Source organism: Aeromonas sp. PS2Canimalfood6 (assembly GCF_048276795.1).
Lineage (GTDB): Bacteria > Pseudomonadota > Gammaproteobacteria > Enterobacterales > Aeromonadaceae > Aeromonas > Aeromonas caviae.
In genome coordinates this window covers 46536-72202 of the sequence record NZ_JBLUXC010000018.1, presented here as the reverse complement: position 1 = coordinate 72202, position 25667 = coordinate 46536, and the positions used below count along the sequence as shown (strand labels likewise).

26 protein-coding genes and 2 pseudogenes are annotated in these 25667 nt (G+C 60.8%); 19 read left to right on the top strand and 9 right to left on the bottom strand.

Going from position 1 to position 25667, the window contains the following annotated elements; translation table 11 throughout:
• The coding region (locus ACNPAA_RS10025) for a hypothetical protein (protein ID WP_417891728.1) at window positions 1–222 on the top strand (222 nt) is incomplete at its 5' end.
• A gap of 146 nt (window positions 223–368) precedes the next feature.
• On the opposite strand, the gene hemG is transcribed toward ACNPAA_RS10025, so the two are convergent.
• The 4 genes from hemG to pepQ are packed head-to-tail and all read right to left on the bottom strand — an operon-like array spanning window position 369 to window position 4334.
• On the bottom strand, window positions 369–893 hold the full coding sequence (gene hemG, locus ACNPAA_RS10020) for a menaquinone-dependent protoporphyrinogen IX dehydrogenase (protein ID WP_043156012.1): 525 nt from the start codon (window positions 891–893) through the stop codon (window positions 369–371).
• 7 nt (window positions 894–900) lie between these two features.
• The gene (locus ACNPAA_RS10015) at window positions 901–2358 is read right to left on the bottom strand and encodes a TrkH family potassium uptake protein (RefSeq protein WP_042881326.1); all 1458 of its coding nucleotides are present in this window, start codon (window positions 2356–2358) and stop codon (window positions 901–903) included.
• A gap of 36 nt (window positions 2359–2394) precedes the next feature.
• On the bottom strand, window positions 2395–3012 hold the full coding sequence (locus tag ACNPAA_RS10010; protein WP_043156013.1) for a YigZ family protein: 618 nt from the start codon (window positions 3010–3012) through the stop codon (window positions 2395–2397).
• Window positions 3012–4334: a Xaa-Pro dipeptidase gene (gene pepQ / locus ACNPAA_RS10005; RefSeq protein ID WP_201872470.1), complete on the bottom strand. Its 1323-nt coding sequence runs from the start codon at window positions 4332–4334 to the stop codon at window positions 3012–3014. Before pepQ ends, ACNPAA_RS10010 begins: the two co-directional genes overlap by 1 nt.
• Window positions 4335–4530: 196 nt before the next feature.
• Here pepQ and ACNPAA_RS10000 point away from each other — a divergent pair, with 196 nt between their 5' ends.
• The 6 genes from ACNPAA_RS10000 to ACNPAA_RS09975 all read left to right on the top strand — a co-directional run bounded on the left by ACNPAA_RS10000 (window position 4531) and on the right by ACNPAA_RS09975 (window position 13894).
• A complete protein-coding gene (locus tag ACNPAA_RS10000) occupies window positions 4531–6468 on the top strand; it encodes an acetoacetate--CoA ligase (RefSeq protein WP_201872469.1) in 1938 nt (645 codons plus the stop codon).
• Between the two features lie 204 nt (window positions 6469–6672).
• Entirely contained in the window at window positions 6673–8820 is a 2148-nt protein-coding gene (gene fadB, locus ACNPAA_RS09995) for a fatty acid oxidation complex subunit alpha FadB (protein ID WP_201872468.1), read from the top strand.
• A gap of 21 nt (window positions 8821–8841) precedes the next feature.
• The gene (fadA, locus tag ACNPAA_RS09990; protein WP_053288895.1) at window positions 8842–10005 is read left to right on the top strand and encodes an acetyl-CoA C-acyltransferase FadA; all 1164 of its coding nucleotides are present in this window, start codon (window positions 8842–8844) and stop codon (window positions 10003–10005) included.
• A 347-nt stretch (window positions 10006–10352) separates the two neighbouring features.
• Window positions 10353–11075 (top strand): response regulator, encoded by a 723-nt coding sequence (locus ACNPAA_RS09985; RefSeq protein ID WP_010672413.1) that lies wholly within the window; start codon window positions 10353–10355, stop codon window positions 11073–11075.
• 113 nt (window positions 11076–11188) lie between these two features.
• The gene (locus tag ACNPAA_RS09980) at window positions 11189–12634 is read left to right on the top strand and encodes an ATP-binding protein (protein WP_417891727.1); all 1446 of its coding nucleotides are present in this window, start codon (window positions 11189–11191) and stop codon (window positions 12632–12634) included.
• Between the two features lie 3 nt (window positions 12635–12637).
• Window positions 12638–13894 (top strand): ABC transporter substrate-binding protein, encoded by a 1257-nt coding sequence (locus tag ACNPAA_RS09975; protein WP_201921891.1) that lies wholly within the window; start codon window positions 12638–12640, stop codon window positions 13892–13894.
• Between the two features lie 44 nt (window positions 13895–13938).
• Here ACNPAA_RS09975 and ACNPAA_RS09970 read toward each other — a convergent pair whose 3' ends face one another.
• A complete protein-coding gene (locus ACNPAA_RS09970) occupies window positions 13939–14130 on the bottom strand; it encodes a hypothetical protein (RefSeq protein ID WP_010672410.1) in 192 nt (63 codons plus the stop codon).
• Between the two features lie 281 nt (window positions 14131–14411).
• On the opposite strand from ACNPAA_RS09970, the gene tusA reads away from it, so the two are divergent.
• The 4 genes and pseudogenes from tusA to ACNPAA_RS09950 form a co-directional block, all read left to right on the top strand.
• The gene (gene tusA, locus ACNPAA_RS09965; RefSeq protein ID WP_041214136.1) at window positions 14412–14657 is read left to right on the top strand and encodes a sulfurtransferase TusA; all 246 of its coding nucleotides are present in this window, start codon (window positions 14412–14414) and stop codon (window positions 14655–14657) included.
• 18 nt (window positions 14658–14675) lie between these two features.
• Complete coding sequence (locus tag ACNPAA_RS09960; RefSeq protein WP_052814723.1) at window positions 14676–15023, top strand: RidA family protein; 348 nt, start codon at window positions 14676–14678, stop codon at window positions 15021–15023.
• Between the two features lie 264 nt (window positions 15024–15287).
• Window positions 15288–15377, top strand: a pseudogene (locus ACNPAA_RS09955) (endoribonuclease L-PSP); the annotation flags it as partial.
• Window positions 15378–15635: 258 nt separating this feature from the next.
• A pseudogene (locus tag ACNPAA_RS09950) lies at window positions 15636–15728 on the top strand (RidA family protein); the annotation flags it as partial.
• Between the two features lie 142 nt (window positions 15729–15870).
• On the opposite strand, the gene ACNPAA_RS09945 reads toward ACNPAA_RS09950, so the two are convergent.
• A complete protein-coding gene (locus ACNPAA_RS09945) occupies window positions 15871–16527 on the bottom strand; it encodes an OmpA family lipoprotein (protein WP_010672405.1) in 657 nt (218 codons plus the stop codon).
• A gap of 161 nt (window positions 16528–16688) precedes the next feature.
• Window positions 16689–16931, bottom strand: coding sequence for a hypothetical protein (locus ACNPAA_RS09940; RefSeq protein ID WP_043156027.1), 243 nt, complete (start codon window positions 16929–16931; stop codon window positions 16689–16691).
• A 423-nt stretch (window positions 16932–17354) separates the two neighbouring features.
• Here ACNPAA_RS09940 and ACNPAA_RS09935 point away from each other — a divergent pair, with 423 nt between their 5' ends.
• Window positions 17355–17915, top strand: a complete 561-nt coding sequence (locus tag ACNPAA_RS09935) for a cysteine hydrolase family protein (RefSeq protein WP_080989849.1) — start codon at window positions 17355–17357, stop codon at window positions 17913–17915.
• A gap of 55 nt (window positions 17916–17970) precedes the next feature.
• Here the strand turns inward: ACNPAA_RS09935 and ACNPAA_RS09930 are convergent, their stop codons facing one another.
• Window positions 17971–18549, bottom strand: a complete 579-nt coding sequence (locus ACNPAA_RS09930) for a DNA-3-methyladenine glycosylase I (RefSeq protein ID WP_053288901.1) — start codon at window positions 18547–18549, stop codon at window positions 17971–17973.
• Between the two features lie 187 nt (window positions 18550–18736).
• Here ACNPAA_RS09930 and glyQ point away from each other — a divergent pair, with 187 nt between their 5' ends.
• From glyQ to ACNPAA_RS09910, 4 genes are all read left to right on the top strand, one after another.
• The gene (glyQ, locus tag ACNPAA_RS09925) at window positions 18737–19660 is read left to right on the top strand and encodes a glycine--tRNA ligase subunit alpha (RefSeq protein WP_005339464.1); all 924 of its coding nucleotides are present in this window, start codon (window positions 18737–18739) and stop codon (window positions 19658–19660) included.
• Between the two features lie 9 nt (window positions 19661–19669).
• On the top strand, window positions 19670–21751 hold the full coding sequence (gene glyS, locus ACNPAA_RS09920) for a glycine--tRNA ligase subunit beta (protein ID WP_417891726.1): 2082 nt from the start codon (window positions 19670–19672) through the stop codon (window positions 21749–21751).
• Window positions 21752–21889: 138 nt separating this feature from the next.
• A complete protein-coding gene (locus tag ACNPAA_RS09915) occupies window positions 21890–22336 on the top strand; it encodes a hypothetical protein (RefSeq protein WP_053288903.1) in 447 nt (148 codons plus the stop codon).
• Window positions 22333–22776, top strand: a complete 444-nt coding sequence (locus ACNPAA_RS09910; protein ID WP_152952594.1) for a hypothetical protein — start codon at window positions 22333–22335, stop codon at window positions 22774–22776. Before ACNPAA_RS09915 ends, ACNPAA_RS09910 begins: the two co-directional genes overlap by 4 nt.
• Here ACNPAA_RS09910 and ACNPAA_RS09905 read toward each other — a convergent pair.
• Window positions 22744–23001: a hypothetical protein gene (locus ACNPAA_RS09905; RefSeq protein ID WP_417891725.1), complete on the bottom strand. Its 258-nt coding sequence runs from the start codon at window positions 22999–23001 to the stop codon at window positions 22744–22746. The genes ACNPAA_RS09910 and ACNPAA_RS09905 overlap by 33 nt on opposite strands.
• Window positions 23002–23145: 144 nt before the next feature.
• Here ACNPAA_RS09905 and ACNPAA_RS09900 point away from each other — a divergent pair, with 144 nt between their 5' ends.
• From ACNPAA_RS09900 to ACNPAA_RS09890, 3 genes are all read left to right on the top strand, one after another.
• Complete coding sequence (locus ACNPAA_RS09900; RefSeq protein WP_113978817.1) at window positions 23146–23910, top strand: EAL domain-containing protein; 765 nt, start codon at window positions 23146–23148, stop codon at window positions 23908–23910.
• Window positions 23911–24064: 154 nt separating this feature from the next.
• Window positions 24065–24838 (top strand): hypothetical protein, encoded by a 774-nt coding sequence (locus ACNPAA_RS09895; protein WP_417891724.1) that lies wholly within the window; start codon window positions 24065–24067, stop codon window positions 24836–24838.
• A 339-nt stretch (window positions 24839–25177) separates the two neighbouring features.
• Entirely contained in the window at window positions 25178–25582 is a 405-nt protein-coding gene (locus tag ACNPAA_RS09890; protein ID WP_010672394.1) for a hypothetical protein, read from the top strand.
• Window positions 25583–25667: the final 85 nt, after the last annotated feature.

The window sequence follows — 25667 nt, the reverse complement described above, 5'->3', positions numbered from 1 at the left end:
TCAGACATTGAAAATCAAAAATTGTTTTTGATGCTCGATGCTGTGAGTGCCCACACAGATTGCTTGATTCAAATTGTTAAAGAGCGTCACGCTTATCGCGTTGAGGAGGCGCATCTTACGCCCCTCACTTCGAAAGTCAAGCGATTGTTTTCGCTTTTCTTTCGGCGCCCACTTCCTAAGGAAGCTGGCTCATCAGGTTGGCGTGGTCCGCCGTGCTGGTAGGGGCGCATTATAGGGAGCCGCGCCGGGATGACAAGGGCTATTTTGCGAAAAATAGTCCTTTTTAACTTTTTGTGGCTCGAACGCCTACTTATCAAACAAAAAGCCCTGCTTACGCAGGGCTCTGGCCGCTTTGAATGACGTCACTGTTACTTTTTTGACCAAAACTCACGGGCAAAGCCGCGCACCTTGTCCCAGTCGGTGAATTCCAGATCCTTGCTGGTATCCGTGCTGCCCCCGGTCATCTTCATGATCAACTGAATGATACGGGTCTGCCACCAGTTGTAACGGGAGTACTGCAATGCCCCGGCAAACACCCCCAGAGTTTTCGGCTTCCAGGGAGAGAGGCGCAGAAACTTCTTCATGTAGGCGTTGGTCTGCGGCGTCTGCTTCTCGGGCTTGCGTGCCGTCAGGTTCACGCAGAAGAACGCCGCATTGGCTACTTCCAACTGTTCATGATGTGCGTGTATGAAGCTAAGCAGGCTGGGGTGGAAGTTACCATAGCGAATGGAAGCGCCAATCAACACCTTGGCATACTTGCTGAGGTTGCACATGGGCAGGGTGTGCAGGTCGTGCATCACCACTTCGCATCCTGATATTTCCTCCAGCATGACATCCACGATTTTCCGCGTTTGCCCGTCCCGGGAAGAATAAAGCACCAAAATCTTGTCCATACCAACCTCAACTACGCCAGAATGCAGGAGTAAACAGTACCAGAAGTGTGAAGATTTCCAATCGACCAAACAACATGGCCACGATCAATATCCACTGTGCAGTGGCCGAGATATTGCCGAAATTGGCCGACACCTCCCCCAGACCCGGCCCCACGTTGGTGAATGCCGCAGCCACGGCGGAGAAGGCCGTCACTTCGTTCAGCCCCGTCATCAGCAGCAACAACATGAAGATGAAGAACAGGATGATGTAGGTGGCAAAGTAGCCCCAGACCGCTTCCACGATCCGTTCCGGTACGGCACGCCGCCCCAGCTTCAAGGTGTAGATGGCCCGCGGATGCACCAGCCGTTTGAGTTCACGCATCCCCTGCAGGAACAAGATCATGAAACGCATCACCTTGATGCCCCCCCCGGTACTGCCGGCGCAGCAGCCGATGAAGGCGGAGAACATCAACAGCATGGGCAGAAAGGAGGGCCAATCCGCATAGCTGGTAGTGCTGTACCCCGTGGTCGTGCCCAGAGACACCGCCTGGAACAGGCCATGGTTGAGCGCATCCTGCCAGGTATCGTAGTGGCCGTGGAACAGCAGAGAGACGAAACAGATCAGCACCAGCACGCACTGGATGCTCAGAAACACCTTGAGCTCGGAGTCACGCAGATAACTGCTCACGCGCACCGGCTTGTGGGCAAACACCATGAAGTGCAGCGCGAAGTTGACGCTCGCCAGCAACAGGAACACCACTGTGATCAGGTTGATGGCCGGGCTGTCGAAGAAACCGATGCTGGCGTCGTGGGTCGAGAACCCCCCCACCGACAAGGTGGAGAAGGAGTGGCAGATGGCATCGAACAACGTCATTCCCGCCATCCAGTACGCGAGAGCGCACAGGGAGGTCAGCAACAGATAGATGAACCAGAGCGCCTTGGCCGTCTCGGCGATGCGCGGGGTCACCTTGTTATCCTTGACGGGCCCCGGGATCTCGGCGCGATAGAGCTGCATGCCCCCGATACCCAGCAGTGGCAGCACGGCCACCGCCAGCACGATGATCCCCATGCCACCGAGCCATTGCAGCAGCTGACGGTAGAAGAGAAACGCCTTGGGCAGATTGTCCAGCCCGGTCAGCACCGTTGCGCCCGTGGTAGTCAAGCCGGAAAACGACTCGAAAAATGCCTCCGAGACCGACATGTTCGGCACGTCGCTGATGATGAAGGGGACGGCCCCCACGCTCCCCAGCACCACCCAGAACAGCACCACGATGAGGAAGCCTTCCTTGGACCTGAGTTCCTTTTTCTGGTGGCGGTTGGGGAACCAGAGCAGGAGGCCGAGCAGGAGGGCAATGACGAAGGAGTTGACGAACTCGGTACCACCGCCATCACGATACCCAAAAGCAACCATCGCGGGCAGCAGCATGGTCGAGCTGAACAGGGCAACCAGCAGACCGACGATACGAATGATGCTCAGAATCTGCATTCCGGCTCCCTCTTCAGACTAAAAGAGCGATGGATTCTAGCCATCTAAGGGACGAAGGGATACCCGACCCTGGGTCCGGTCGGTCAATTCCTGTGCGATACGGGCCCAGAGCGCAGACTCCCACGCTACCTGAAGGGTGACGCTGGCACCATAATCGGCCACCAGCAACTGCCCTTGATGGGCAGAGATGAGGGACTCCACGGCCCCCATGTCGGTGTAGTCACACTGGATCACGGAAGAGGTCAACTGACGCTTGATACAGGTTTCAAGTTGCTTGAGTGCTGCCCCCACACCACCGCCATAGGCCTTGACCAGGCCACCGGTCCCCAGCAGTACCCCACCGTAATAGCGCACCACCACGGCGGCGACTTCGCCAAGGCCGGCCCCCATCAACTGGGCCAGCATGGGCTTGCCCGCCGTGCCCGAGGGTTCGCCATCATCACTGAAACCATAAACCTGGCTGTCTTGCGGGGCGCCGGCGACAAAAGCCCAGCAGTGATGCCGGGCTCCCGGGTGTTGCTGTTTGATCTCGTCTATCCAGGCCTTGGCAGCCTCGACGGTCGGAGTGTGGGCGATGTAGGTAATGAAGCGGCTCTTCTTCATCTCTTCGCTCACCTCCAGCGGGGCTGCCGGTATGGGGTAATCCGTCGTCATCAGAGCCCTGCTTGTCTGGTCAGGTTCTCCACCCCATTGGCATGCAGCACCACGTTGTCCTCGATGCGAATGCCACCATAGGGACGCAGCGCCTCCACCTTGTTCCAGTTGACCCGCTTGCCCTGCTCACCCTGGCGCAGCGGCTCCAGCAGGCTGTCGATGAAGTAGAGACCCGGCTCTATGGTGAACACCTGGCCCACTTCCATCACCCGGGTGCAGCGCAGATAGGGGAACTGCTCGGGGGCCGCCAGGTGGGTGCCGCGCTCATCCTGCATGAAGCCGCCGGCATCGTGTACCTGCAGGCCGAGGAAGTGACCGAGACCGTGGGGGAAGAAGACATTGGTCACCCCGGTGTGGATCATCTCGTCCACCGACATGTCTACCAGTTCGGTGGCTTGCAGCAGGCGCGCCAGCCTGTGGTGCATCTGCAGGTGCAGCTCGCTGTAGCGGCGGCCCGGCTTGATCTCGTCGATGATCTCCTGTTGCTGTGCATCCAGCGCTGCGATCAGATCGGCGAACTCACCGCGGCGCCAGGCCCAGGTTCGGGTAATGTCGGAGGCATAACCGTGCACGTCCACACCGGCATCGATGAGGAAGGAGTAACGCTCCGCATCCGGCACCCGCTGGGTGGAGAGATGGGTGTAGTGCAGGATGGCCGCATTGCGGTTGATGGCAACAATGTTGCCGTAGGGCGCCTCATTGGCCCCCTGTCCGACCGCCTTCATGTAGGCCAGGTTGATCTCGAACTCGCTCGCCCCCGCCATGAAGGAGTCCTTGGCCGCGATGTGGCCGCGCACGCCGATGCGGTTGGCATCGCGAAGACATTCCAGCTCATAGGGCGTCTTGTAGGCACGGTGGTAGTGCAGGTAGTTGAGGACCGCCTCCGGATTGGGCTGGCCCAGTCCCAGCAGCTCGGCCACTTCCAGATGGCCGCCCAGATAGGCCCAATCCTGCTTGTCGGCCGGCAGGTGATCGGCAACCTGCTCCGGGCGAGTCAGGAAGCGAATATCGAAGAAGTCGACCCAGAAGGCGTTGGGCAACTCCGCCACCTTGTGCCAGAAGTCCACCGGCCGGTAGAACAGCAGCACCGGCTTGCTCATGCCATCCACCAGCAACCAGCAGTGAGGGTTGTCCAGCACCGGCAGCCAGGCCTTGAACTGGGGATTCACCTTGAAGGGATAATCCTGATCATCGAGGAAGATGCGGTGGGTCTGGCCGGAGTGGATAGCCAGACCGCTCAGTCCCTGCTGTTGCAGTATGTCGCGGGTACGCTGCTGAAGGGTGTCGAGATGCTGGGCAAAAAGTTGGCTGTAACTGCTCATGGCGTCCTGCTCCGGGCGAATGTGACTTCAGCATAACATCAAGCGAATCAAGGCTCGAGCCACCCGGCTTTCGCTTCGTGAGGTAACGCATAGGTTACAGGCTTTTTGTTATGAAGATAAAACAGACAATTAACAAACAAAGAACAATTCAATACACTGCCCACAGACAGTAGATATCAGCCGTCAGGAACGACTCATGCAAAACCTTTGTCTGTGGACACCGGATCAGGACAGGATGCAGCACTCCAACCTCCACCAGTTCATGGCCGAGGTCAATCACTTCCATGGTCTGCAACTGCGCAGCTATGCCGACCTGTATCAATGGTCGGTGGAGAAGACCACCCGCTTCTGGCCCCTGGTGTGGCAGCACTGCGGCGTCAAGGGCGAGCTTGGCAACATTGTGGCGGAGAACCGCCAGGATATGCAGCGCGCCCGCTGGTTCCCCGACAGCCAGCTCAACTTCGCCGAGAACCTGCTGCGCCGCCAGGATGAGAGCCCGGCCATCATCTCCCGCATCGAAGGGGGCCCAAGCCGGACCCTGAGCTGGCATGAGCTGGCAGATCAGGTCGCCCGCCTGGCCCAGTGGCTTCGCAGCCAGGGCATAGGCCGGGGTGATGTGGTCGCAGCCTACCTGCCCAATATCCCGGAAACAGTGGTGGCCATGCTGGCAACCACCAGCCTCGGCGCGATCTGGACCTCCACCAGTCCCGATTTTGGCGAGGCCAGCGTGGTGGAGCGCTTCGGCCAGACCCGTCCCAGGGTGCTGTTCGCGGTGGATGGCTACCGCTACGGCGGCAAGGCAATCGACATTCAGGACAAGGTGGCCAGCGTCGTCGGTCAGCTCGACAGCCTAGAGCAGACGGTAATGATCCCCCTGCTCGGCAACCCGCTGCAGCTTGGCCACGACTGGCAGCAATTGCTGGCAAGCCAGCATGATGCCCAGCTCACCTTCGAGCCCATGGCCTTCAACGATCCGCTCTACATCCTCTACTCCTCCGGCACCACTGGCAAACCCAAGTGCATAGTGCACGGCATCGGCGGTACCCTGCTGCAACACCTGAAAGAGCACCAGTTGCACTGTGACATCAAGCCGGGGGAGCGGATCTTCTACTTCACCACCTGCGGCTGGATGATGTGGAACTGGCTGGTAAGCGCCCTCGCCTCCGGCGCCACCCTGGTGCTCTACGATGGTTCCCCCTTCTACCCGGATGGCAACGTGCTGTGGGATCTGGCACGGGACGAAGAGGTCGCCCTGTTCGGCACCTCGGCCAAGTATCTCGATGTGCTGCACAAGCAGGGTTATGCCCCCATCAAGACCCACGACCTGCCTGCCTTGCGCCTCATCTGCAGCACCGGATCCGTGCTGTCGCCGGAGGGGTTTGACTATGTTTACCAGCAGATAAAGCCGGATGTGCAGCTCAGCTCCATCTCCGGCGGCACCGACATCTGCTCCTGCTTCGTCATCGGCAACCCCTTGAGCCCCGTCTATCGCGGCGAGAGCCAGGGGCGCGGCCTTGGTCTCGCGGTGCAGGTATTCAACGAGGCGGGCCAGCCGGTGCTGGGTGAGAAGGGCGAGCTGGTCTGTACCAAGCCGTTCCCGGCCCAGCCCATTTACTTCTGGGGTGACGAAAATGGCGACAAGTACCACGCCGCCTACTTCGAGCGGTTCGACAACATCTGGTGCCACGGGGACTGGATCGAGCTGACCCCGACCGGCGGTATTCTGTTCTACGGCCGCTCCGACGCGACCCTCAACCCGGGCGGCGTGCGCATCGGCACCAGCGAGATCTACCGCTATGTGGAACAACTCGACGAGGTGGAAGAGAGCATCGTCATCGGCCAGCAATGGAAACAGGACGAGCGGGTGGTGCTGTTCGTCAAGCTCAAGGCGGACTGCAAGCTGGATGAGCCGCTACGCGAGCGGATCCGCCAGCAAATAAAGCAGCACTGCACCGCCCGTCATGTGCCTGCCCGCATCCTGCAGGTGGATGCCATCCCCCGCACCAAGTCCGGCAAGATAGTGGAGCTGGCGGTGCGGGAAGTGGTGCACAACCGCCCCGTCAACAACACCCACGCCCTCGCCGATCCCGAGGTCTTGAACCAGTATCGCAACCGGCCGGAACTGGCTAGCTGATACCACGCTCATCTCCATCGGAGGCGCCGCAAGGCGCCTCTTTTTTGCCCGTTTTGTGATGAAGAGCTTTTACTCGATAACTGTTAAACAAATGTTTTAAATAGGTGTTGAAAATGTCTCCTTTTGGATCAATAGTGAGCCTCGCCCCCTGCTGGGGATAAAGGAGCACCACCCCCCACCATGTGGGAACAAGGAGACACTCTCATGATCTACCAAGGCGAAACCCTGACGGTCAGCTACCTCGAAGACGGCATTGCCGAACTGAGGTTCGATGCCCCGGGTTCAGTCAACAAGCTGGATCGCGCTACCCTGCTCTCCCTGAGCGAAGCGATCGCCGCATTAAAACAAGAACGTGAACTAAAAGGTCTGATCCTCACCTCCGGCAAAGACGCCTTCATCGTCGGCGCCGACATCACCGAATTCCTGGAACTGTTCGATCTGCCGCAAGAAGACCTGCTCGGCTGGCTGAAAAAGGCCAACGACATCTTCAGCGCCATCGAAGATCTGCCGGTACCCACCCTCTCCGCCATCAAGGGCCATGCTCTGGGCGGCGGCTGCGAGACCATTCTCTCCACCGATTTCCGGCTGGCCGACACCACGGCCAAGATCGGTCTGCCCGAGACCAAGCTCGGCATCATGCCGGGCTTTGGCGGCACTGTCCGTCTGCCGCGGGTGATCGGAGCCGACAACGCGCTGGAGTGGATCACCACCGGCAAGGATTACCGTGCCGATGACGCCCTCAAGGTGGGTGCCATCGATGCCGTGGTCGCCCCCGACGCGCTGCACAGCGCCGCCGTGCAGATGATCAAGGACGCGATCAAAGGCAAGCTGGACTGGCAGGGCCGCCGCGCCGCCAAGAAGGCCCCGCTGCGCCTCTCCAAACTGGAAGCCATGATGAGCTTCACCACCGCCGCCGGTATGGTTGCCGCCGTGGCGGGCAAACACTATCCGGCCCCCATGGCCGCCGTGAAGACGGTGGAAGCCGCCGCTGGCATGGGCCGTGACGAAGCGCTGGCCGCCGAAGCCGCCACCTTCATCAAGCTGGCGAAAACCGACGTGGCCAAGGCGCTGGTCGGCATCTTCCTCAACGATCAGCACATCAAGGCGCTGGCCAAGAAGGCCGCCAAGCAGGCAAACAAGGCCACCGGCCATGCCGCCGTGCTGGGTGCCGGCATCATGGGGGGTGGCATCGCCTACCAGTCTGCCAGCAAGGGCATCCCGGCGGTGATGAAGGACATCAACGAGAAAGCGCTGGCACTTGGCATGAATGAGGCCACCAAGCTGCTCAACGGCCAGCTCGAGCGCGGTCGCATCGACGGCATCAAGATGGGCCAGGTGCTCTCCGCCATTACCCCAACCCTCAGCTATGACAACGTCAAGCATGTGGACGTGGTGGTCGAAGCCGTGGTCGAGAACCCGAAAGTGAAGGCGGCCGTGCTGAGTGAAGTGGAAGGGATCATCGGCGAAGACGCCGTGCTCGCCAGCAACACCTCCACCATCCCCATCTCCCTGCTGGCCAAGGGACTGAAGCGCCCCGAGAATTTCTGCGGCATGCACTTCTTCAACCCGGTGCACCGCATGCCACTGGTGGAGATCATCCGCGGCGAGCAAACTTCCGATGAAACCATCAACCGCGTGGTGGCCTACGCCGCCGCCATGGGCAAGTCCCCGGTGGTGGTCAACGACTGCCCCGGCTTCTTCGTGAACCGCGTGCTGTTCCCTTACTTCTTCGGCTTCAACAAGCTGGTCGCCGACGGCGCCGACTTCGCCGCCGTCGACAAGGTGATGGAGAAGGAGTTCGGCTGGCCCATGGGCCCCGCCTACCTGCTGGACGTGGTCGGCATCGACACCGGCCACCATGCCGGTGACGTGATGGCGCAGGGCTTCCCGGCACGCATGAGCAAGGAAGGTCGTACCGCCATCGACGTGATGTACGAGGCGAGCCGCTTCGGTCAGAAGAACGGCAAGGGCTTCTACGCCTACGAGCAGGACAAGAAGGGCAAGCCGAAGAAGGTGGCCGACGCCGCCAGCTACGAGCTGCTGGCCCCCATCGCCAAGCCGAAGCAGGATTTCGACAAGGAAGCCATCATCGCCCGCATGATGATCCCGATGATCAACGAGGTGGTGCTCTGCCTGGAAGAGGGCATAGTCGCCACGCCAGCCGAAGCCGACATCGCGCTGGTCTACGGTCTGGGCTTCCCTCCCTTCCGCGGCGGCGTGTTCCGCTATCTGGACACCATTGGCCTGGATCGCTACGTGGCCATGGCCGACCAGTATGCCGATTTGGGTCCGCTCTACCGCGTCAGCGACAAGCTGCGCGAGATGGCTGCCCAGGGCAAAACCTTCTACTGATTGCGGAAAGGAGATCCATTCATGAAAGACGTAGTCATTGTCGACTGTATCCGGACCCCGATGGGCCGGTCCAAGGGCGGCGCCTTCCGCAACGTGCGTGCAGAAGACTTGTCCGCGCACCTGATGAAATCCATCCTGCTGCGCAACCCCAACCTCGACCCGAACGAGATCGAGGATATCTACTGGGGCTGCGTGCAGCAGACCCTGGAGCAGGGCTTCAACATTGCCCGCAACGCCGCCCTGCTGGCCGGCATTCCCAAGCAGGTGGGGGCAGTCACCGTCAACCGCCTGTGCGGCTCCAGCATGCAGGCGCTGCATGATGCCTCCCGCGCCATTCAGGTAGGTGATGGGGATATCTTCATCATCGGCGGCGTCGAACACATGGGCCACGTGCCCATGAGCCACGGGGTGGACTTCCACCCCGGCATGGCCAAGTCGGTGGCGAAAGCCTCCGGCATGATGGGGCTGACCGCCGAGATGCTCGGCAAGCTGCACGGCATCAGCCGATCGCAGCAGGACGAGTTTGCCGCCCGCTCCCACCGCCGCGCTCACGCCGCCACCGTGGAAGGCCGTTTTGCCAAGGAGATCGTCGGGCTGGAAGGTCATGACGCCAGCGGCGCCCGCTTCTTCTACGACTACGACGAAGTGATCCGCCCGGAGACCACGGTCGAGACTCTGAGCCAGCTGCGCCCGGTGTTTGACCCGGTCAACGGTACCGTCACCGCCGGCACCTCCTCGGCCCTGTCCGATGGCGCCGCCGCCATGCTGGTGATGAGTGCGGACCGTGCCAAGGCGCTCGGCCTCACCCCGCGCGCCAAGGTACGTGCCATGGCCATCGCCGGCTGTGACGCCGCCATCATGGGTTACGGCCCGGTGCCGGCCACCCAGAAAGCGCTCAAGCGGGCCGGTCTGACCGTCGGCGACATCGATCTGTTCGAACTGAACGAAGCGTTTGCCGCCCAGTCCCTGCCCTGCGTGAAGGATCTGGGTCTGCAGGATCTGGTGGACGAGAAGGTGAACCTCAACGGTGGCGCCATCGCCCTGGGTCACCCGCTCGGCTGCTCCGGTGCCCGCATCTCCACCACCCTGATCAACCTGATGGAAGAGAAGGACGCCACCCTGGGAGTCGCCACCATGTGCATCGGCCTGGGTCAGGGCATCGCCACCGTGTTCGAACGGGTGTAAGTGAATCACTCCTGACCGCTCACCGGTCAGGGACGCCGCCTCGGGGCGGCAACAACAGACAGAAGGCGGCCCTGCTTCCCGGCACTGCGGCCCCATCACGAATACCGGGTCGGCCTGCCGACCCTGCTGTCGAGTCTGTGGAACGCGCCACACGGGGTGCGCTCCTGCCGTCGGAATCTGCGTGTTGGCCGGCCCGTTTGGGTCGGCCTTTTTTATTCTTTTCCCGCGATCGGGGCCAATCCTGAGGCTATATTGCCCATAACTTCACATTAGAGGGGGGGCTTGCTTGCTTTTTACTCCCCCGACAGGTTCAATCTGCACAAAAAAATGGGTGGATGCACATACATATGTCAACGAGCAAACAACTGCTTATCGTCGACGACGATCGGGAGATCCGCGAGCTGCTCAACGAGTACCTGACCCGGGCCGGTTTTGAGGTACTGACCGCGGCTGAAGGGAACGAGATGCGCCAACAACTGGCCCAGCACAGCCCGGACCTCATCATTCTGGACATCATGATGCCCGGCGACGACGGCTTTACCCTCTGCCAGCAGATCCGCCGCGACTCCCAGGTACCCATCATCATGCTCACCGCCGCCTCCGACGAGGCTGACCGGGTGATCGGTCTGGAACTTGGCGCCGACGACTACATCGCCAAGCCGTTCAGCCCGCGCGAGCTGCAGGCCCGCATCAAGGCGCTGCTGCGCCGCGCCGAATTCCGCCAGCCGGAGAAAGAGAAGGAACCGAGCCGTCGGCTGCGCTTCGCCGAGTGGACCCTGGACACCCTGAGCCACCAGCTGACCCACGAAGATGGCAGCCTGCTGGATCTCTCCGGCAGCGATGCCCTGCTGCTCGGCATGTTCCTGCAACAGCCCGGCGTGGTCCTGGACCGGGATACCATCTCGGACGCCACCCGCGGTCGCGAGAGCCTGCCCATGGAGCGCGGCATCGATGTGCAGATCAGCCGCCTGCGCCAGAAGCTGGGTGACAACGGCAAGAGCCCGCGCATTATCAAGACCATTCGCGGCAGCGGCTACATGCTGATCGCCGAAGTCCACGAGATCCCGTAACAGACAGACGCTACGGTGAGACCTTGAACGGGCAGAAGAGAGACCCATCACGGGGCAACGGCAAGGCACAGAGGTAAGCACCCCATGCTGATCGACAAGAGACACACGCTGCCATGACGGGGCAGAAGTTCTGGCGAGCCCTGGTGCCGCGCTCCCTGCTGTCGCGGATGTTGCTGCTGTTGCTGCTGGCCATCCTGCTCTCCCAGACCATACTCACCGGCATCTGGATGCAGCAGATCCAGAAGCGGGAGCTGGAGGGCATGCTCAGCACCACCCGCAACCTGGCGCTGTCGGCCGCCTCCACCGTCAACTTCTTCAAGTCCCTGCCGCTGCAGTACCGTCACATCGCGCTGGATCAGCTGCGCAACATGGGGGGCAGCCGCTTCTTCGTCTCCTTGAACGAGGAAGAGATCCACATCAGCGCCATCCCCGACAGCGAGCGCAAGACGCTGGTGTTGAAGGAGGTGCAGGAAGTGCTGACCCGCAAGCTCTCCGACGCCATGGCGATCAAGGTGGACTTCTCCCGCCCCGAGGAGCTGCACGTCTTCAACAACGACACCCTGCTGGCGGATCTGCCCTCCTCCTGGGCCCGCTACACCCTGTCCCTGGAGCCCATCAATCCGCCGGTGCTGGTGACCCAAATAGAGATAGAACCGGGGGAGTGGCTCTATCTGGCGGCCCTGCTGCCCGCCCCCTACATGACCCTGGATGACACCGTGATGCCGAGCAACCAGGTGCGCTTCATCGCCCTGATGACGGTGTTCCTCTGCTTCTTCACCTTCATGCTGGTGCGCTGGCAGACCCGCCCCCTGCGCCGGCTCGCCAAGGCGGCGGTCAACCTCGGCAAGGACATCGACCAGCCCTCCCTCAAAGAGGAGGGTGCCTCCGAGATCGTCGCAGCCACCCGCGCCTTCAACATCATGCAGCAACGCATCCGCCGCTTCATCGACGATCGGGAGCGGCTGTTCAGCTCCATCTCCCACGACCTCAAGACCCCCATCACCCGGCTGCGGCTGCGGGTCGAGCTGCTGGACGACGAGGCGCAGATCGCCAAGTTCAACAAGGATCTCGACGAGCTGGAGCTGATGGTCAAAGGGGCGCTGCAGACGGTGAAGGAAACCGACATTCACGAGAACCTCGAGCAGATCGACATCAACGCCCTGCTGGAGCAGATGGCGGAGTCCATGAACCTGCACGAGGATCTGCTCACCATAGAGGGGCACTGCAAGTGGCCCTACCGCGGCAAGCTGCTGGCCCTCAAGCGCTGCATCGGCAATCTGGTGGACAACGGCATCAAGTACGGCCAGCGCGTGCGCATCATCATCATGGATGACGAGGAGATGCTGATCCTCTTCATCATGGACGAGGGCCCGGGCCTGCCGGAAGACCAGTTCGAGCGCATCTTCGAGCCCTACTATCGCCTCAGCACGGATGCCGCCGGCACCGGGCTGGGCCTTGGCATCGCCCGCAACATCGCCCACGCCCACGGCGGCGACCTGGTGCTGGAAAATCGCCCCCAGGGCGGCCTGCAGGCCACCCTCTCCCTACCAAGGCAGTAATGTATGAAGTGGTTGTCTTTTTCTGTCATCGCCCTGCTCTCCTTGCCCGTTTGTGCCTCCCAGGTGGAGGTATTGCACTGGTGGACCTCCGGCGGCGAGGCCAGGGCCGTGGAAGTGCTCAAGTCCGAGTGGGCCGAACAGGGCAACCAGTGGAACGACTTCGCGGTACAGGGCGGGGGCGGCAAGAGCGCCATGACGGTGCTCAAGAGCCGGGCCCTGGCGGCAAACCCGCCGGAGGCGGCCCACCTCAAGGGGTTCGAGCTGCACGAGTGGGGCAGCCTGGGCTTTCTGCGCGATCTCACCCCCATGGCCGAGCATCTCGGCTGGTACCCTCAGCTGCCCCCCATGGTGCGCGATACCCTCAGCCAGAACGGCGCCCTGATGGCGGTCCCCACCGGCATCCACCGGGTCAACTGGCTGTGGCTCAACCGCAAGGTATTCGAGCGACAGGGGCTCAAGCCCCCCACCGACTGGGCCCAGTTCGTGGCGGTGGCGGACAAGCTCAAGGAGCAGGGCATCCCCCCCCTCGCCATCGGTAACGAACCCTGGCAGATCGCGGTGCTGTTCGAAACGGTGGCCCTCGGCGAAGGGGGCAAGACCTTCTATCGCAAGGCCTTCCTCGAACAGGACAGCGCCACCCTGACCGGCCCCGACATGGTGCGGGTGCTGACTCGCTTCCAGCAGTTGCGCGCTTATGTGCCCGAGAAATACGCCGGCCTGAAATGGCACCAGGCCACCAACTTGCTGGAGAGCGGCGGCGCCGCCATGCAGGTGATGGGGGACTGGGTGAAAGGCGAGCTGAGTGCAGGCAACTACCGCCCCGGCGAGGATATCGAGTGCCTGCCAAGCCCGGGCAGCCAGGGGCTGTTCAGCTACAACCTCGACTCCATCGCCATGTTCAAGCAGCGGGATCCCGCCCAGTTGCAGGCCCAGGGCGAGCTGGCCAGGCTGTTGATGACACCGCGCTTCCAGGAAGCGTTCAACCGGGTGAAGGGCTCCATCCCGGCGCTCATCAAGCCAGACATGAGCAAGTTCGATCGCTGCGCCATCCGCTCCTATCGGGACTTCCTCCACGCCGAGCAACAGGACAACCTGCTGCCCAGCATGGCGGAGGGGATGGCGGTGCCCACCAACATGCGCCAGGGGATCATGGATGTGCTAAGCAGCTTCTTCAACGACGCCAGGGCCAACCCCGAGCAGACGGCACAGCAGCTGGAACGCGCCATGCGCTCGACCCGTTCCGGCGCGGAGCAGAAATGACAAAGGCGGACATCGTCCGCCTTTGAGTACCGAGAGCCAGGCTCTCAGGAGGGATCGTTCTCGTCCTCATCCTCGTCGTAGTAGTCGCTGAGCTCGATCCAGAGCCCCAGTCCTATCATCACCATGGAGCCGAACCAGGTACCGGTATTACCGATCGGGCTGCCCAGCACTATCATGGCGAACGACAAGAACCCCATGCCTGCGTAGGCTTGCAATCTGCCGTAGGAGACCTGCATATTCACACCTCCTTGTTGAATATGGTTCAATTTTTATATTACTCATCGAGCGAAGCCTGGGTAGAGCCGGTTCACATTTTGGTAGCATATGCTGCATAACCGCCCCGTGGTTTGATTATTTTTTCGCCGTGAGTATCATTGCTGGCCGAATTGGTTGAAGGTTGATTATTGATGAGTGCTTTATTCTGCGACGCAACGCACGAGTTGGACGCAATCGGGCTTCGTTGCCCCGAACCCGTGACGATAGCGCGCAAGAAGGTGCGGCTGAAGGTTGATTATTCATGAGTACTGAATTCTGCAATGCGACCCACGAGCTGGACGCAATCGGGCTTCGTTGCCCCGAACCCGTGATGATGGTTCGCAAGAAAGTGCGGCTGATGGCGGATGGGGAGACCCTGCTGGTCAGCGCCGACGACCCCTCCACCACCCGCGACATTCCCAGCTTCTGCCGCTTCATGGACCACACCCTGGTCGCCAGCGAGACAGAGCAGGCCCCCTATCGCTATCTGATCCGCAAGGGTCAATAACCCTGTACCGGAGCAAACATGACAACCATTACCCGTATCGGGACCACCCAGCGCTGGTCTGATGTGGTCATCCACAACGGCACCCTCTACGTGGTGGAAGTGCCCGCCACCGACACCGCCGACATCCACCAGCAGACCCGTGAAGTGCTGGAAAGCCTGCAGCGTCTGCTGGAAGCCAACGGTTCCGGCGTCGACAGGATCCTGATGGCCAACATCTATCTCAAGGACATTGAAGACATCGCCGCCTTCAACGCCCAGTGGGACGCCTGGATCCCTGCGGGTACAGCCCCGGTCAGAGCCTGCGTACAGGCCCGTCTCGCCCACGAAGGCTACAAGGTGGAAGTGCAGCTGACTGCGGCTGTCTAAACAAAGCGGGATGCCTGGCTCCCCTGATGCCGACACAGCCCCCGTTCGCGCCTGTGTACAGGCCCGTCTCGCCCACGAAGGCTACAGGGTGGAAGTACAGCTGACTGCCGCTGTCTAATCAAAACGGGATGCCTGTCTCCCCTGATGCCGACACAGCCCCCGTGCGCGCCTGCGTGCAGGCCCGTCTCGCCCACGAAGGCTACAGGGTGGAAGTACAGCTCACTGCCGCTGTCTAAACAAAGCGGGATGCCTGGCTCCCCTGATGCCGACACAGCCCCGGTCCGCGCCTGCGTACAGGCCCGTCTGGCCCACGAAGGCTACAGGGTAGAAGTGCAGCTGACTGCGGCTGTCTAAACAAAGCGGGATGCCTGGCTCCCCTGATGCAGACACAGCCCCCGTTCGCGCCTGCGTGCAGGCCCGTCTCGCCCACGAAGGCTACAAGGTGGAAGTGCAGCTGACTGCGGCTGTCTAAACAAAGCGGGATGCCTGGCTCCCCTGATGCAGACACCGCCCCCGTGCGCACCTGCATGCAGGCCCGCCTCGCCCACGAAGGCTACAGGGTGGAAGTACAGCTCACTGCCGCTGTCTAATCAAAACGGGATGCCTGGCTCCCCTGATGCCACAGCCCCCGTTCGCGCCTGCGTGCAGGCCCGTCTGGCCCACGAAGGCTACAGGGTAGAAGTGCAGCTGACTGCGGCTGTCTAAGAGGCGGTTATCCCCTCATCCCCGCCCCTTCTCCCGCAAGGGGAGAAGGGAGCAAAGAACAAGGCGCCACTGCCCACAACGCCGAATAACAAAAGGCCCCGCCATCGCTGGCGGGGCCTTTTTTGGCATCGAACCGGGCCGCTTAGGCGGTCGGGGTCAGGGTGATGGTTACCCGACGGTTCTGGGCCTTACCTTCAGCGGTGCTGTTGCTGGCCACCGGCTGATCCGGGCCCACACCACTGATGGCGATGCGGCTGCCGGACACGCCCTGGCCGATCAGCTGGGCGGCAACGGCATCGGCGCGATCCCGGGAGAGCTTCATGTTCAGCTCGCGGGAGCCGGTGCTGTCGGTGTGACCGACCACGTTCAGACGGGTCTTGTCGAACTCGGCAACCACCAGGGCCACACCGGACAGGGTGTTGGCACCGGCGGCTTTCAGCTGGGCGCTGGAGCTGTCGAAGGTGACGTTGTTCGGCATGTTGAGGATCAGCTGATCACCGTTGCGGGTCACGCTGACGCCGGTGCCTTGCAGCTTCTCACGCAGCTTGGCTTCCTGCACATCCATGTAGTAACCGATACCGCCACCCAGGGCCGCACCGGCGGCGACGCCAGTCAGGATGCCCTTTTTGCGGTCGCCCTTGCTGGAGGAGAGCGCCCCCACGGCTGCGCCGGTCGCCGCACCCGCCAACGCGCCCCAGGCGCCCTTGGAGGTCTGGGATTCACCGGTATAGGGGTTGGTGGTACAGCCAGTGATGGCGACGGTCAGGGCAAGTGCAGGAACCAGTTTCTTGAAATGCATGAAAAAACCTCTGAAAAAGAACGACTCTAGCCGATGGCCGCGCATTCTAACCCAGAGAGGCGCCAGAGTGTGACGCGCGCATTGCGAAGATGGGCAGGGGGCAAAACGCCCCCTGCCCCTTGCGACTTACCCGGTGCAGACCATCTTCGGACGGGCCCGCATCAATATTTGATATCCCGGGCCTTGTCTCGCCCCTCCTGCTTGTTGTCACGATGCTCCTGGCGGCAGTCGGCATTGCCCACCACCCCCTCACGACACGCCTGTTTCGCGTCACGGGACTCCTGACGGGTATCCTGACGCACATCGCGGGCGTCACGGCGCTCCTGGGCCTGCTTGGTGGCCTGTGCAGGCAGGGCGGCCAGCAAGGCGGTGGCGGCAAGCAGCGCCAATACGGACTTCTTCATGATGGCTCCTTCGCCAGACAACCTGAACCGGTCCGGCGTCTTTCAATGATAGGGGAGGGGCAAGATCCCGGTAGCGCAAACTCGGCCCTCGGGGGCGTCGTTTGTGCAGCCTCGGACCTCCTTGCACAGGGCCGGCTTCCCCTCGTGTTTGCCCTGACGAGCGACGTCATCCCCAGGGTGCAGCCGATCAGGCCGGGGAAGAGAGGGCGAACGGCGCTCAGTGACACGGGATTCCCTCGTGATGACGATCCCGATGGTGAACCCGTGTGACTGTATCCCGGCTGTACCGAGGGGCGAAAAGGCCCCAGGCCCGGTGCAACGGAACATGCTCCCGGGGTCTGGAGTGGTTGCCCCCCATATGCGGGTTGTCTCATAAGAGCCCATGGCCCCAGAGTGGGTGACATTTCTCACGGAGCCATGACCATGTCGTCCCTTTCCCGCCCCGCGCTGCTCATCATCGACATCCAGGTGGGCCTCCTTCACGGCCCGGAAGCCCCCCATGCCGGGGCCGAGACCCTGGCCAACATCAATCGCCTGAGCCAGGCGGCCCGCAGTGCCGCTCTCCCTGTGCTGGCGGTGCGCCACACGGGCCCGGCCGGCAGCCCCATCGCCGCCGGCAGTCCGTTCTGGCAGCTTGCGCCTGAGCTGGTCGTCGGCGAGGCCGATCGGGTGTTCGACAAGCAGCGCCCCAGCGCCTTCCATGGCACCGGTCTCGATGGCTGGCTGAAAGAGGACGGCGTGCAGACCCTGATCGTCACCGGCATGAAGACCCAGTACTGCATCGACACCACCTGCCGGGCGGCGGCAGATCTCGGCTACACCGTAGTGCTGGTGAGCGATGCCCATACCTGCATGGACACGCCGCAACTGACCGCCCCCCAGATCATCGCCCATCACAACGCCACCCTGGCCGGCCCCTTCGTGCGGCTGATGAGCAGCGACGAGGTGTGCGAGGCGCTCGGCCGCCCCCTTGAGCCCTGCTGATTCAGAGCAAAAAAAGAAGGGAGGCTTGAGCCTCCCTTCTTCGTGCATTTCCCCTTCACGTCGCCGCTGCTTGCTGGCACTCGGCGTGGCAAGGGCAGGTCACCAGATGATCGTTCACCATGCCCACCGCCTGCATGAAGGCGTAGCAGATGGTGCTGCCGACGAAGGTGAAGCCGCGCTTCTTGAGGGCCTTGGACATGGCATCCGACTCCGGCGAGGTCGCCGGAATGTCGCCGTTGCCCTGACGCTGGTTGACGATGGGGGCGCCGCCCACGAAGCCCCACAGATAATCGACGAAGTCGATGCCTTCCGCCTCCAGCGCCAGATAGGCGCGGGCGTTTTTGATGATCGACTGCACCTTGAGCCGGTTGCGAATGATGCCGGTATCCTGCATCAGCCGTTCCACATCTTGGTCGTCGAACTGCACGATGCGCACCGGATCAAAATCCGCATAGGCGCGATGGTAGCTCTCGGTGCGCTTGAGGATGGTGATCCACGACAGCCCCGCCTGTTGACCATCGAGGCAGAGCTTGGCAAACAACTCGCGGGCGTCATACACCGGCCTGCCCCACTGCTTGTCATGGTATTCGATGTATTCCGGGTCTTTGGTCACCCAGGCGCAGCGCAGTTCCATTTCCTCTCCCCTGTTTTTCATCGGCCATCGGCAGGCCGCTTGCGTCGGCGACATCATAGGGCAAGCGGCAACATAGCCCCACTAATCCCCTGTAATTTCGCCTATTATCCGACCATGCCAGACGGTATACTCCCTCGGTTCACATTCAGCAAATCTTGCTCTGATTTCATTTCGCGCGAAAAACACTATGCAAAAATTCGATGTCAAAACCTTTCAGGGCCTGATCCTGCAGTTGCAGGACTATTGGTCCCGCCAGGGCTGTACCATCATTCAGCCGCTGGATATGGAAGTGGGTGCCGGTACCTCCCACCCCATGACCTGCCTGCGCGCCCTGGGCCCGGAGCCCATCGCCTGCGCCTACGTACAACCGTCCCGCCGTCCGACTGACGGCCGCTACGGTGAGAACCCGAACCGCCTGCAGCACTACTACCAGTTCCAGGTGATCATCAAGCCCTCCCCCGACAACATTCAGGAACTCTATCTGGGCTCCCTGAAAGAACTGGGTATGGATCCTGAAATCCACGACATCCGCTTCGTGGAAGACAACTGGGAAAACCCGACGCTGGGCGCCTGGGGTCTGGGTTGGGAAGTGTGGCTGAACGGCATGGAAGTGACCCAGTTCACCTACTTCCAGCAAGTTGGCGGCCTCGAGTGCAAGCCGGTGACCGGCGAGATCACCTACGGTCTCGAGCGTCTGGCCATGTACATCCAGGGCGTCGACAGCGTCTACGATCTGGTCTGGTCTGACGGCCCGCTGGGCAAGACCACCTACGGCGACGTGTTCCACCAGAACGAAGTGGAGCAATCCACCTACAACTTCGAACACGCCGACGTGGAGTTCCTGTTCCACTGCTTCGAGCAGTACGAGAAGGAAGCCCAGAACCTGCTGGCACTGGAAAAACCGCTGCCGCTGCCTGCCTACGAGCGCATCCTCAAAGCCGCTCACTCCTTCAACCTGCTGGATGCCCGCAAGGCCATCTCGGTCACCGAGCGTCAGCGCTACATCCTGCGCATTCGCACCCTGACCAAGGCCGTGGCAGAGGCATACTACGCCTCCCGCGAAGCGCTGGGCTTCCCTATGTGTCAGCGCAGTGAGAACAAGCAAGGTTAAGGAACGGACATGGCACAATATACATTTCTGGTAGAGATCGGTACTGCTGAGCTGCCGCCCAAAGCCCTGCGCTCCCTGGCCGAAGCCTTTGCCGACAACTTCAAAGCCGAACTGACCAAGGCCGATCTGGCCTTCGGCGCCGTCGAGTGGTTTGCCTCACCGCGCCGTCTGGCGCTGAAGGTGAGCGAGCTGGCTGGCGAACAGCCGAGCAAGAGCGTCGAGAAGCGCGGCCCGGCCGTAGCGCAGGCGTTCGATGCCGAAGGCAAGCCGACCAAGGCTGCCGAAGGCTGGGCCCGTGGCAACGGCATCACCGTTGAGCAGGCCGAGCGTCTGGTCACCGACAAGGGCGAATGGCTGGTTCACACCGCCAAGGTCGAAGGCCGTCCGGCCGTCGATCTGCTGGGCGAACTGGTTAGCCAGGCGCTGGCCAAACTGCCCATCCCGAAAATGATGCGCTGGGGCGACAAGACCATCCAGTTCGTGCGTCCGGTCTTCACCGTGACCCTGCTGCTGGATGGCGAGCTGGTGCCCGCCCACATTCTGGGTATCGACTCTGCCCGCACCATCCGCGGCCACCGCTTTATGGGCGAGAGCGAGTTCACCATCGACAACGCCAGCCAGTACCCGCAGATCCTGCAGGAGCGCGGCATGGTGATTGCCGACTTCATGGCCCGCAAGGCCAAAATCAAGGCTGACGTCGAAGCGGCCGCTGCCGCCTTCGGTGGCGTGGCCGATCTGGACGACGCCCTGCTGGAAGAAGTGACCGCACTGGTCGAGTGGCCGGTGGTGCTGACCGCCAACTTCGAAGAGAAGTTCCTGGCCGTGCCGGCTGAAGCGCTGGTGCACACTATGAAGGGTGACCAGAAGTACTTCCCGGTCTACGACAAGCACGGCAAGCTGCTGCCGAAGTTCATCTTCGTCACCAACATCGAGTCCAAAGACCCGAGCCAGATCATCAGCGGCAACGAGAAGGTGGTTCGTCCCCGTCTCTCTGACGCCGAGTTCTTCTTCAAGACCGACCTCAAGCAGACCCTGGCCTCCCGCCTGCCGCGCCTTGAAACCGTGCTGTTCCAGCAACAGCTGGGCACCGTCAAAGCCAAGGTCGAGCGTATCGAGACCGTCGCTGGCTTTATCGCCGAGCGCATCAGTGGTGGCGATAATGCCGTCGTGACTCAGGCCCGCCGTGCCGGTCTGCTCTCCAAGTGTGATCTGATGACCAACATGGTCGGCGAGTTCACCGACACCCAGGGTGTCATGGGGATGCACTACGCCCGTCACGATGGCGAAGACGAAGCCGTGGCCGTGGCCCTCAACGAGCAGTACATGCCGCGCTTTGCCGGCGATGCCCTGCCGTCCGGTCTGGTTGCCTGCGCCGTCGCGCTGGCCGACAAGTTCGACACCCTGGCCGGTATCTTCGGCATCGGCATGCTGCCCAAGGGTGACAAGGACCCGTTCGCCCTGCGTCGCGCCGCCATCGGTGCCCTGCGCATCATGACCGAGAAGCAGCTGGACCTGGATCTGGTTGAACTGGTTGAAGAAGCGGTACGCGTCTACGGCGACAAGCTGACCAACAAAACCGTCGTTACCGACGTGGTCGACTTTATGCTGGGCCGCTTCCGCGCCGCCTATCAGGACGAAGGCATCGGTGCCGACGTGGTGCTGGCCGTTCTGGCCCGCCGCCCGACCCGTCCGCTGGACTTCGATCGCCGCGTCAAGGCCGTCAGCCACTTCCGCACGCTGGATGCAGCACTGGCACTGGCTGCCGCCAACAAGCGCGTGAGCAACATTCTGGCCAAGGTCGAGGTTCCACTGCCCACGACCGTCAAACCGGAACTGCTGGTCGATGCCGCCGAGAAGGCGCTGGCCACCCAGGTTGCCGAACTGCAAGCCGAACTGGCCCCGCTGTTCGCCGCCGGTGACTATCAGGCCGCCCTCACCCGTCTGGCCGCCCTGCGCGAGCCGGTCGACACCTTCTTCAACGAGGTGATGGTGATGGCCGACGACGAAGCCCTCAAGGCCAACCGTCTGGCACTGCTGAACAACCTGCGCAACCTGTTCCTGCAAGTCGCGGATATCTCCCTGCTGCAGTAACGAAGATTGCCTGTATTACCCCAAAATGGCGCCATAGGCGCCATTTTTTTACAGATAGGTTCAATACAAGAATCTCTGTGTGATAAGGTTAGTATTTTTATGACATGAGTCATTATCAATAGGATAAAGGAACCTAAATTGCCTAAAGACTCTAAGAATGTCGCATCAAAGCATTTTTCTGGCGAGATATTCGACAAGCCGTTAATAATGGAAGGTTTTATAGAAAGTGAGCCCACACGTTATATCGCTGAAATGCCATACGATTTAACTAGATATGAATTTAGCATCATAAAAAAGCCTGATAACACAGAAATGTATTTTAATTTGTTCGCAGGTGCTAGTATAGGCCTACTAATATCGATCATTGGAAAAGCCGTAGCCTCCTTAGTAGCTAAAGAAGACCCTCAACTAGCTGGATGGGAAATAATATCGCTAGTCATTGGCTTATTTATTTGCCTAGTAACAAAGCGTTTCGTTAAATCTAATGAAGACAAAGAAAAGGAAGATTTACTAAACGCGATAGAAGAGCACTTCATCAATAACAAAAAAAGAAAACTACATGTTACTAAGGGAGAATGGCAATGAAGATTAATTCTCTTCCCACCAACTATAAGGCACCGAGTAGTATTTATATCGGTAGCAACATCATATCCAATGTTAATACTTTGATAGATTTCAAAGGATTCGCTCCCATATTAATAGGGGATGGCAAGATTCCCAGGATATGGATTAATATACCAGCCAAACAAGATGGTTCAGAGTGGTATCCATTGGTAAAAGATAATTTCTCTACAAACCCATCTGTTCTTGTAATTAAAAGCGGAAATAGAGTTAAAGTAACTACGCCAGATGGCGTGATAATTGACTGTGAAAAAGAAAAGAATGGAAGTGTTACAGTTAATAAATTAAATTTAAAACCCTTTGGTTTAAATGTTTATTCAGATGAAAAAAGCATGAGCATTATGAATGCAACTTTCTCATCAAGCAAATTTTCAAACATGATGTCCGTAATTGGCATTAGCTAACAATGTCAGTTCGTAGGTTCGATTAGCCGTCAGGCGTAATCGGACGTTCGCGTAAATCAATTCTCCCGCCATAACGGCCAGCCGAATTTTCCCCTCCGGCTGGCCACCCTGTTTCATGGCAACAACCGCAATCAAAACCTCTCGTTCGTCCGATGACGCTGCGCTAATCGAACCTGCGGGGCGACGGAGGCCTACGGAGTATGCTGCTTGGTATTGATCGGTCATTGTCGAATCCATCATGGCCCCGACTTTGCCACACAATCCTCTACCCGATACCCGCCAGCCCCAAGGAATAACCTCTGCCGGCGAGAGAGGAGCTGTTATCCTTTGAGGCAATCTCTCGCGACCCCACGCCTTGAAAGGAACGTCATGGACATACCTGCCGCCCCGTCCTCCACCCTCTGCCAGCAGTGTCATGAGCAGGTGGATCTCGACTTCGATTTCACCATGGCCTTTCAGCCCATCGTCGATTGCAGCCAGCGCACCCTCTTCGGCTATGAGGCTCTGGTGCGGGGGCTCAACAACGAGCCGGCGCAGAGCGTGATTGCACGGGTCAACGACGACAACCGCTACCGCTTCGATCAGCTGTGCCGGATCAAGGCCATCGCGCTGGCCGCCCGCCTCGACATGCGGGGCATGCTGAGCATCAACTTCCTGCCCAATGCGGTCTATCGCCCGGAGCGCTGCATCCGCACCACGTTGCAGGCGGCCCGCGAGCATCTCTTTCCCATCGAGCAGATCATGTTCGAGTTCACCGAGGTGGAGCAGGTGCAGGACAACCGCCATATTCGCGGCATCGTCGATCACTATCAGGCCCTGGGCTTCAAGACGGCGATCGACGACTTTGGCGCCGGTTACTCGGGCCTGAGCCTGCTGGCCGATTTTCGCCCCGACATCATCAAACTCGACATGCACCTGCTGCGCGGCATCGACCAGGACCCGATCCGTCAGGCCATCGTTCGCCACTGTCTGGCGCTGTTTACGGAGTTGCAGATCACCCCGCTGGCGGAAGGGGTCGAGACCCGCGACGAGATGGCCTGCCTGCGGGAGATGGGCGTCAGCCTGATGCAGGGCTATCTGTTTGCCCGCCCCGGCTTCGAAACCCTGCCCGAGGTGGATTTCGCCAGCCTGTGAGCGGCGCTGGCCATCTCCCTTGGTTGGCGTTCATTCGGGCAAGGCGGGACGGGAGGATATCCACGGGCGGACGGCAGAAAGCGCTGGACCGGGCAACCCCCTGGGCTAGGATGGGACTGTCACCCTTTGCAACCACCGCTCTGACAGGGACACCATGGCGCAGGTTTCAGGATACCGCTTCTTCGCTCTTTCACTGCTCTTGCTGCTGGCCTTCCAGGTATGGGGGGCGCAAGGCAGAGGCAACATCACACTGGTGAGCTCCCTTGAAACCAGGGAGTCCCCCTATGGTCGCTGGCTCGATCTCATCTATCGGGATGCGTTCGCCCGCCTGGGCTATGCATTCCAGTACCAGGGCTACCCCGGGGGACGGGCCCCCCTGCTGGCAGAGCAGGGTCAGGTCGATGGCGAGATCCACCGCGCCGCCAGCTACCAGCAGCAGACCCGCACCCTCCAGCGCGTGCCCGAGCCCCATTTCGCCGTCTCCTATCAGGCCTATGCCCACCAGCCCGGGATCCAGCTGCAGGGGTGGCACAGCCTGCTGGGCACCGGTTATCGGGTCGAGTTTCGCCGTGGCGCCAAGCTGCCGGAGATGATGCTGGGCAAGGTGGTGGCACCGAACCGGCTCTTTGCCATCACCACCGCCGAGCAGGGGATGGGCAAGCTGCTCAAGGGGCGCAGTGACCTCTATGTGGAGCAGACCCTGATTGCCAGCCAGGCCCTGGCCGCCCTGACGCGCCAGGACCCGGGCTATGCCGGCATCTACTCCGCCGGGGTGATGGAGCTGGCCGATTCTTACGTCTACCTGCACGAACGGCATCAGGATCTGCTGCCCCCCCTTGCCAGCGTGATCCGGCAAATGAAGCAGGACGGCACGGTGGCGCGCTATGAGCAGCAGGCCATGGCGGCTGAGGGCTCCAGCCAGCCATGACGTCCTCTTTTTCCGCAAGCCCTCCCGCGCCCTGACCATGCAGGAGACCCGGGGCGATCAATTCTGTCGCAGAGTCATGGCCGCAGCGGGCACCCTGTTCGTCAACACCACGTTGACAAAAACGCCCCCTGTATCAGGGATACTCGCCATATAAAACCCCATCGACCTTGTGTTCATCTGGCTTGCGGCCAAAAGGCACCATGTCCGTCTGTGCATACCCCAAATCTTGCAACATCCCCCACTCCGACCGCCCCATCATTTCGATGGAGTCGCGTCATCGCTCAGGCATATCTTCCCCTCGAGGCCCGTGCCAGGGCCCGATCACAGGAGCAATAGATAATGAAAAAAGCAGTAACGGCCGCCTTGCTGGCCATGATGATGGCGGCCTCGGTTCAGGCGGCAGACAAGGTGACCACGGTGCCGGTGCACTTCGCCAAAGGCGCGCACAGCGCCAAGGTTGACGGCACTTTCTCCGGTTATGACACCATCAACTACACCCTGGGCGCCAAAGAAGGCCAGACCATGACTGTCGCCATCACCGGCAGCACCAATGCCAACTTCAACGTCTTCGCGCCGGGCGCCATCCCGGGTCAGGCCGAGGCTCTGGGCGGCGGCAACGTGGACACAAAATGGCAAGGCACCCTGCCCAAGTCGGGCAAGTACCTGATCCAGGTCTACCAGATGCGCGCCACCGCCCGTAAAGGCGCCAAGGTCCCCCACTCCCTGTCGGTCGGCATTCAGTAACCGACGCCAATATTGCCTGTGTGACAAGCAAGAAGGAGCCCATGAGGCTCCTTCTTTGTCATTGTGTGCTGGCACTGCGACCCGG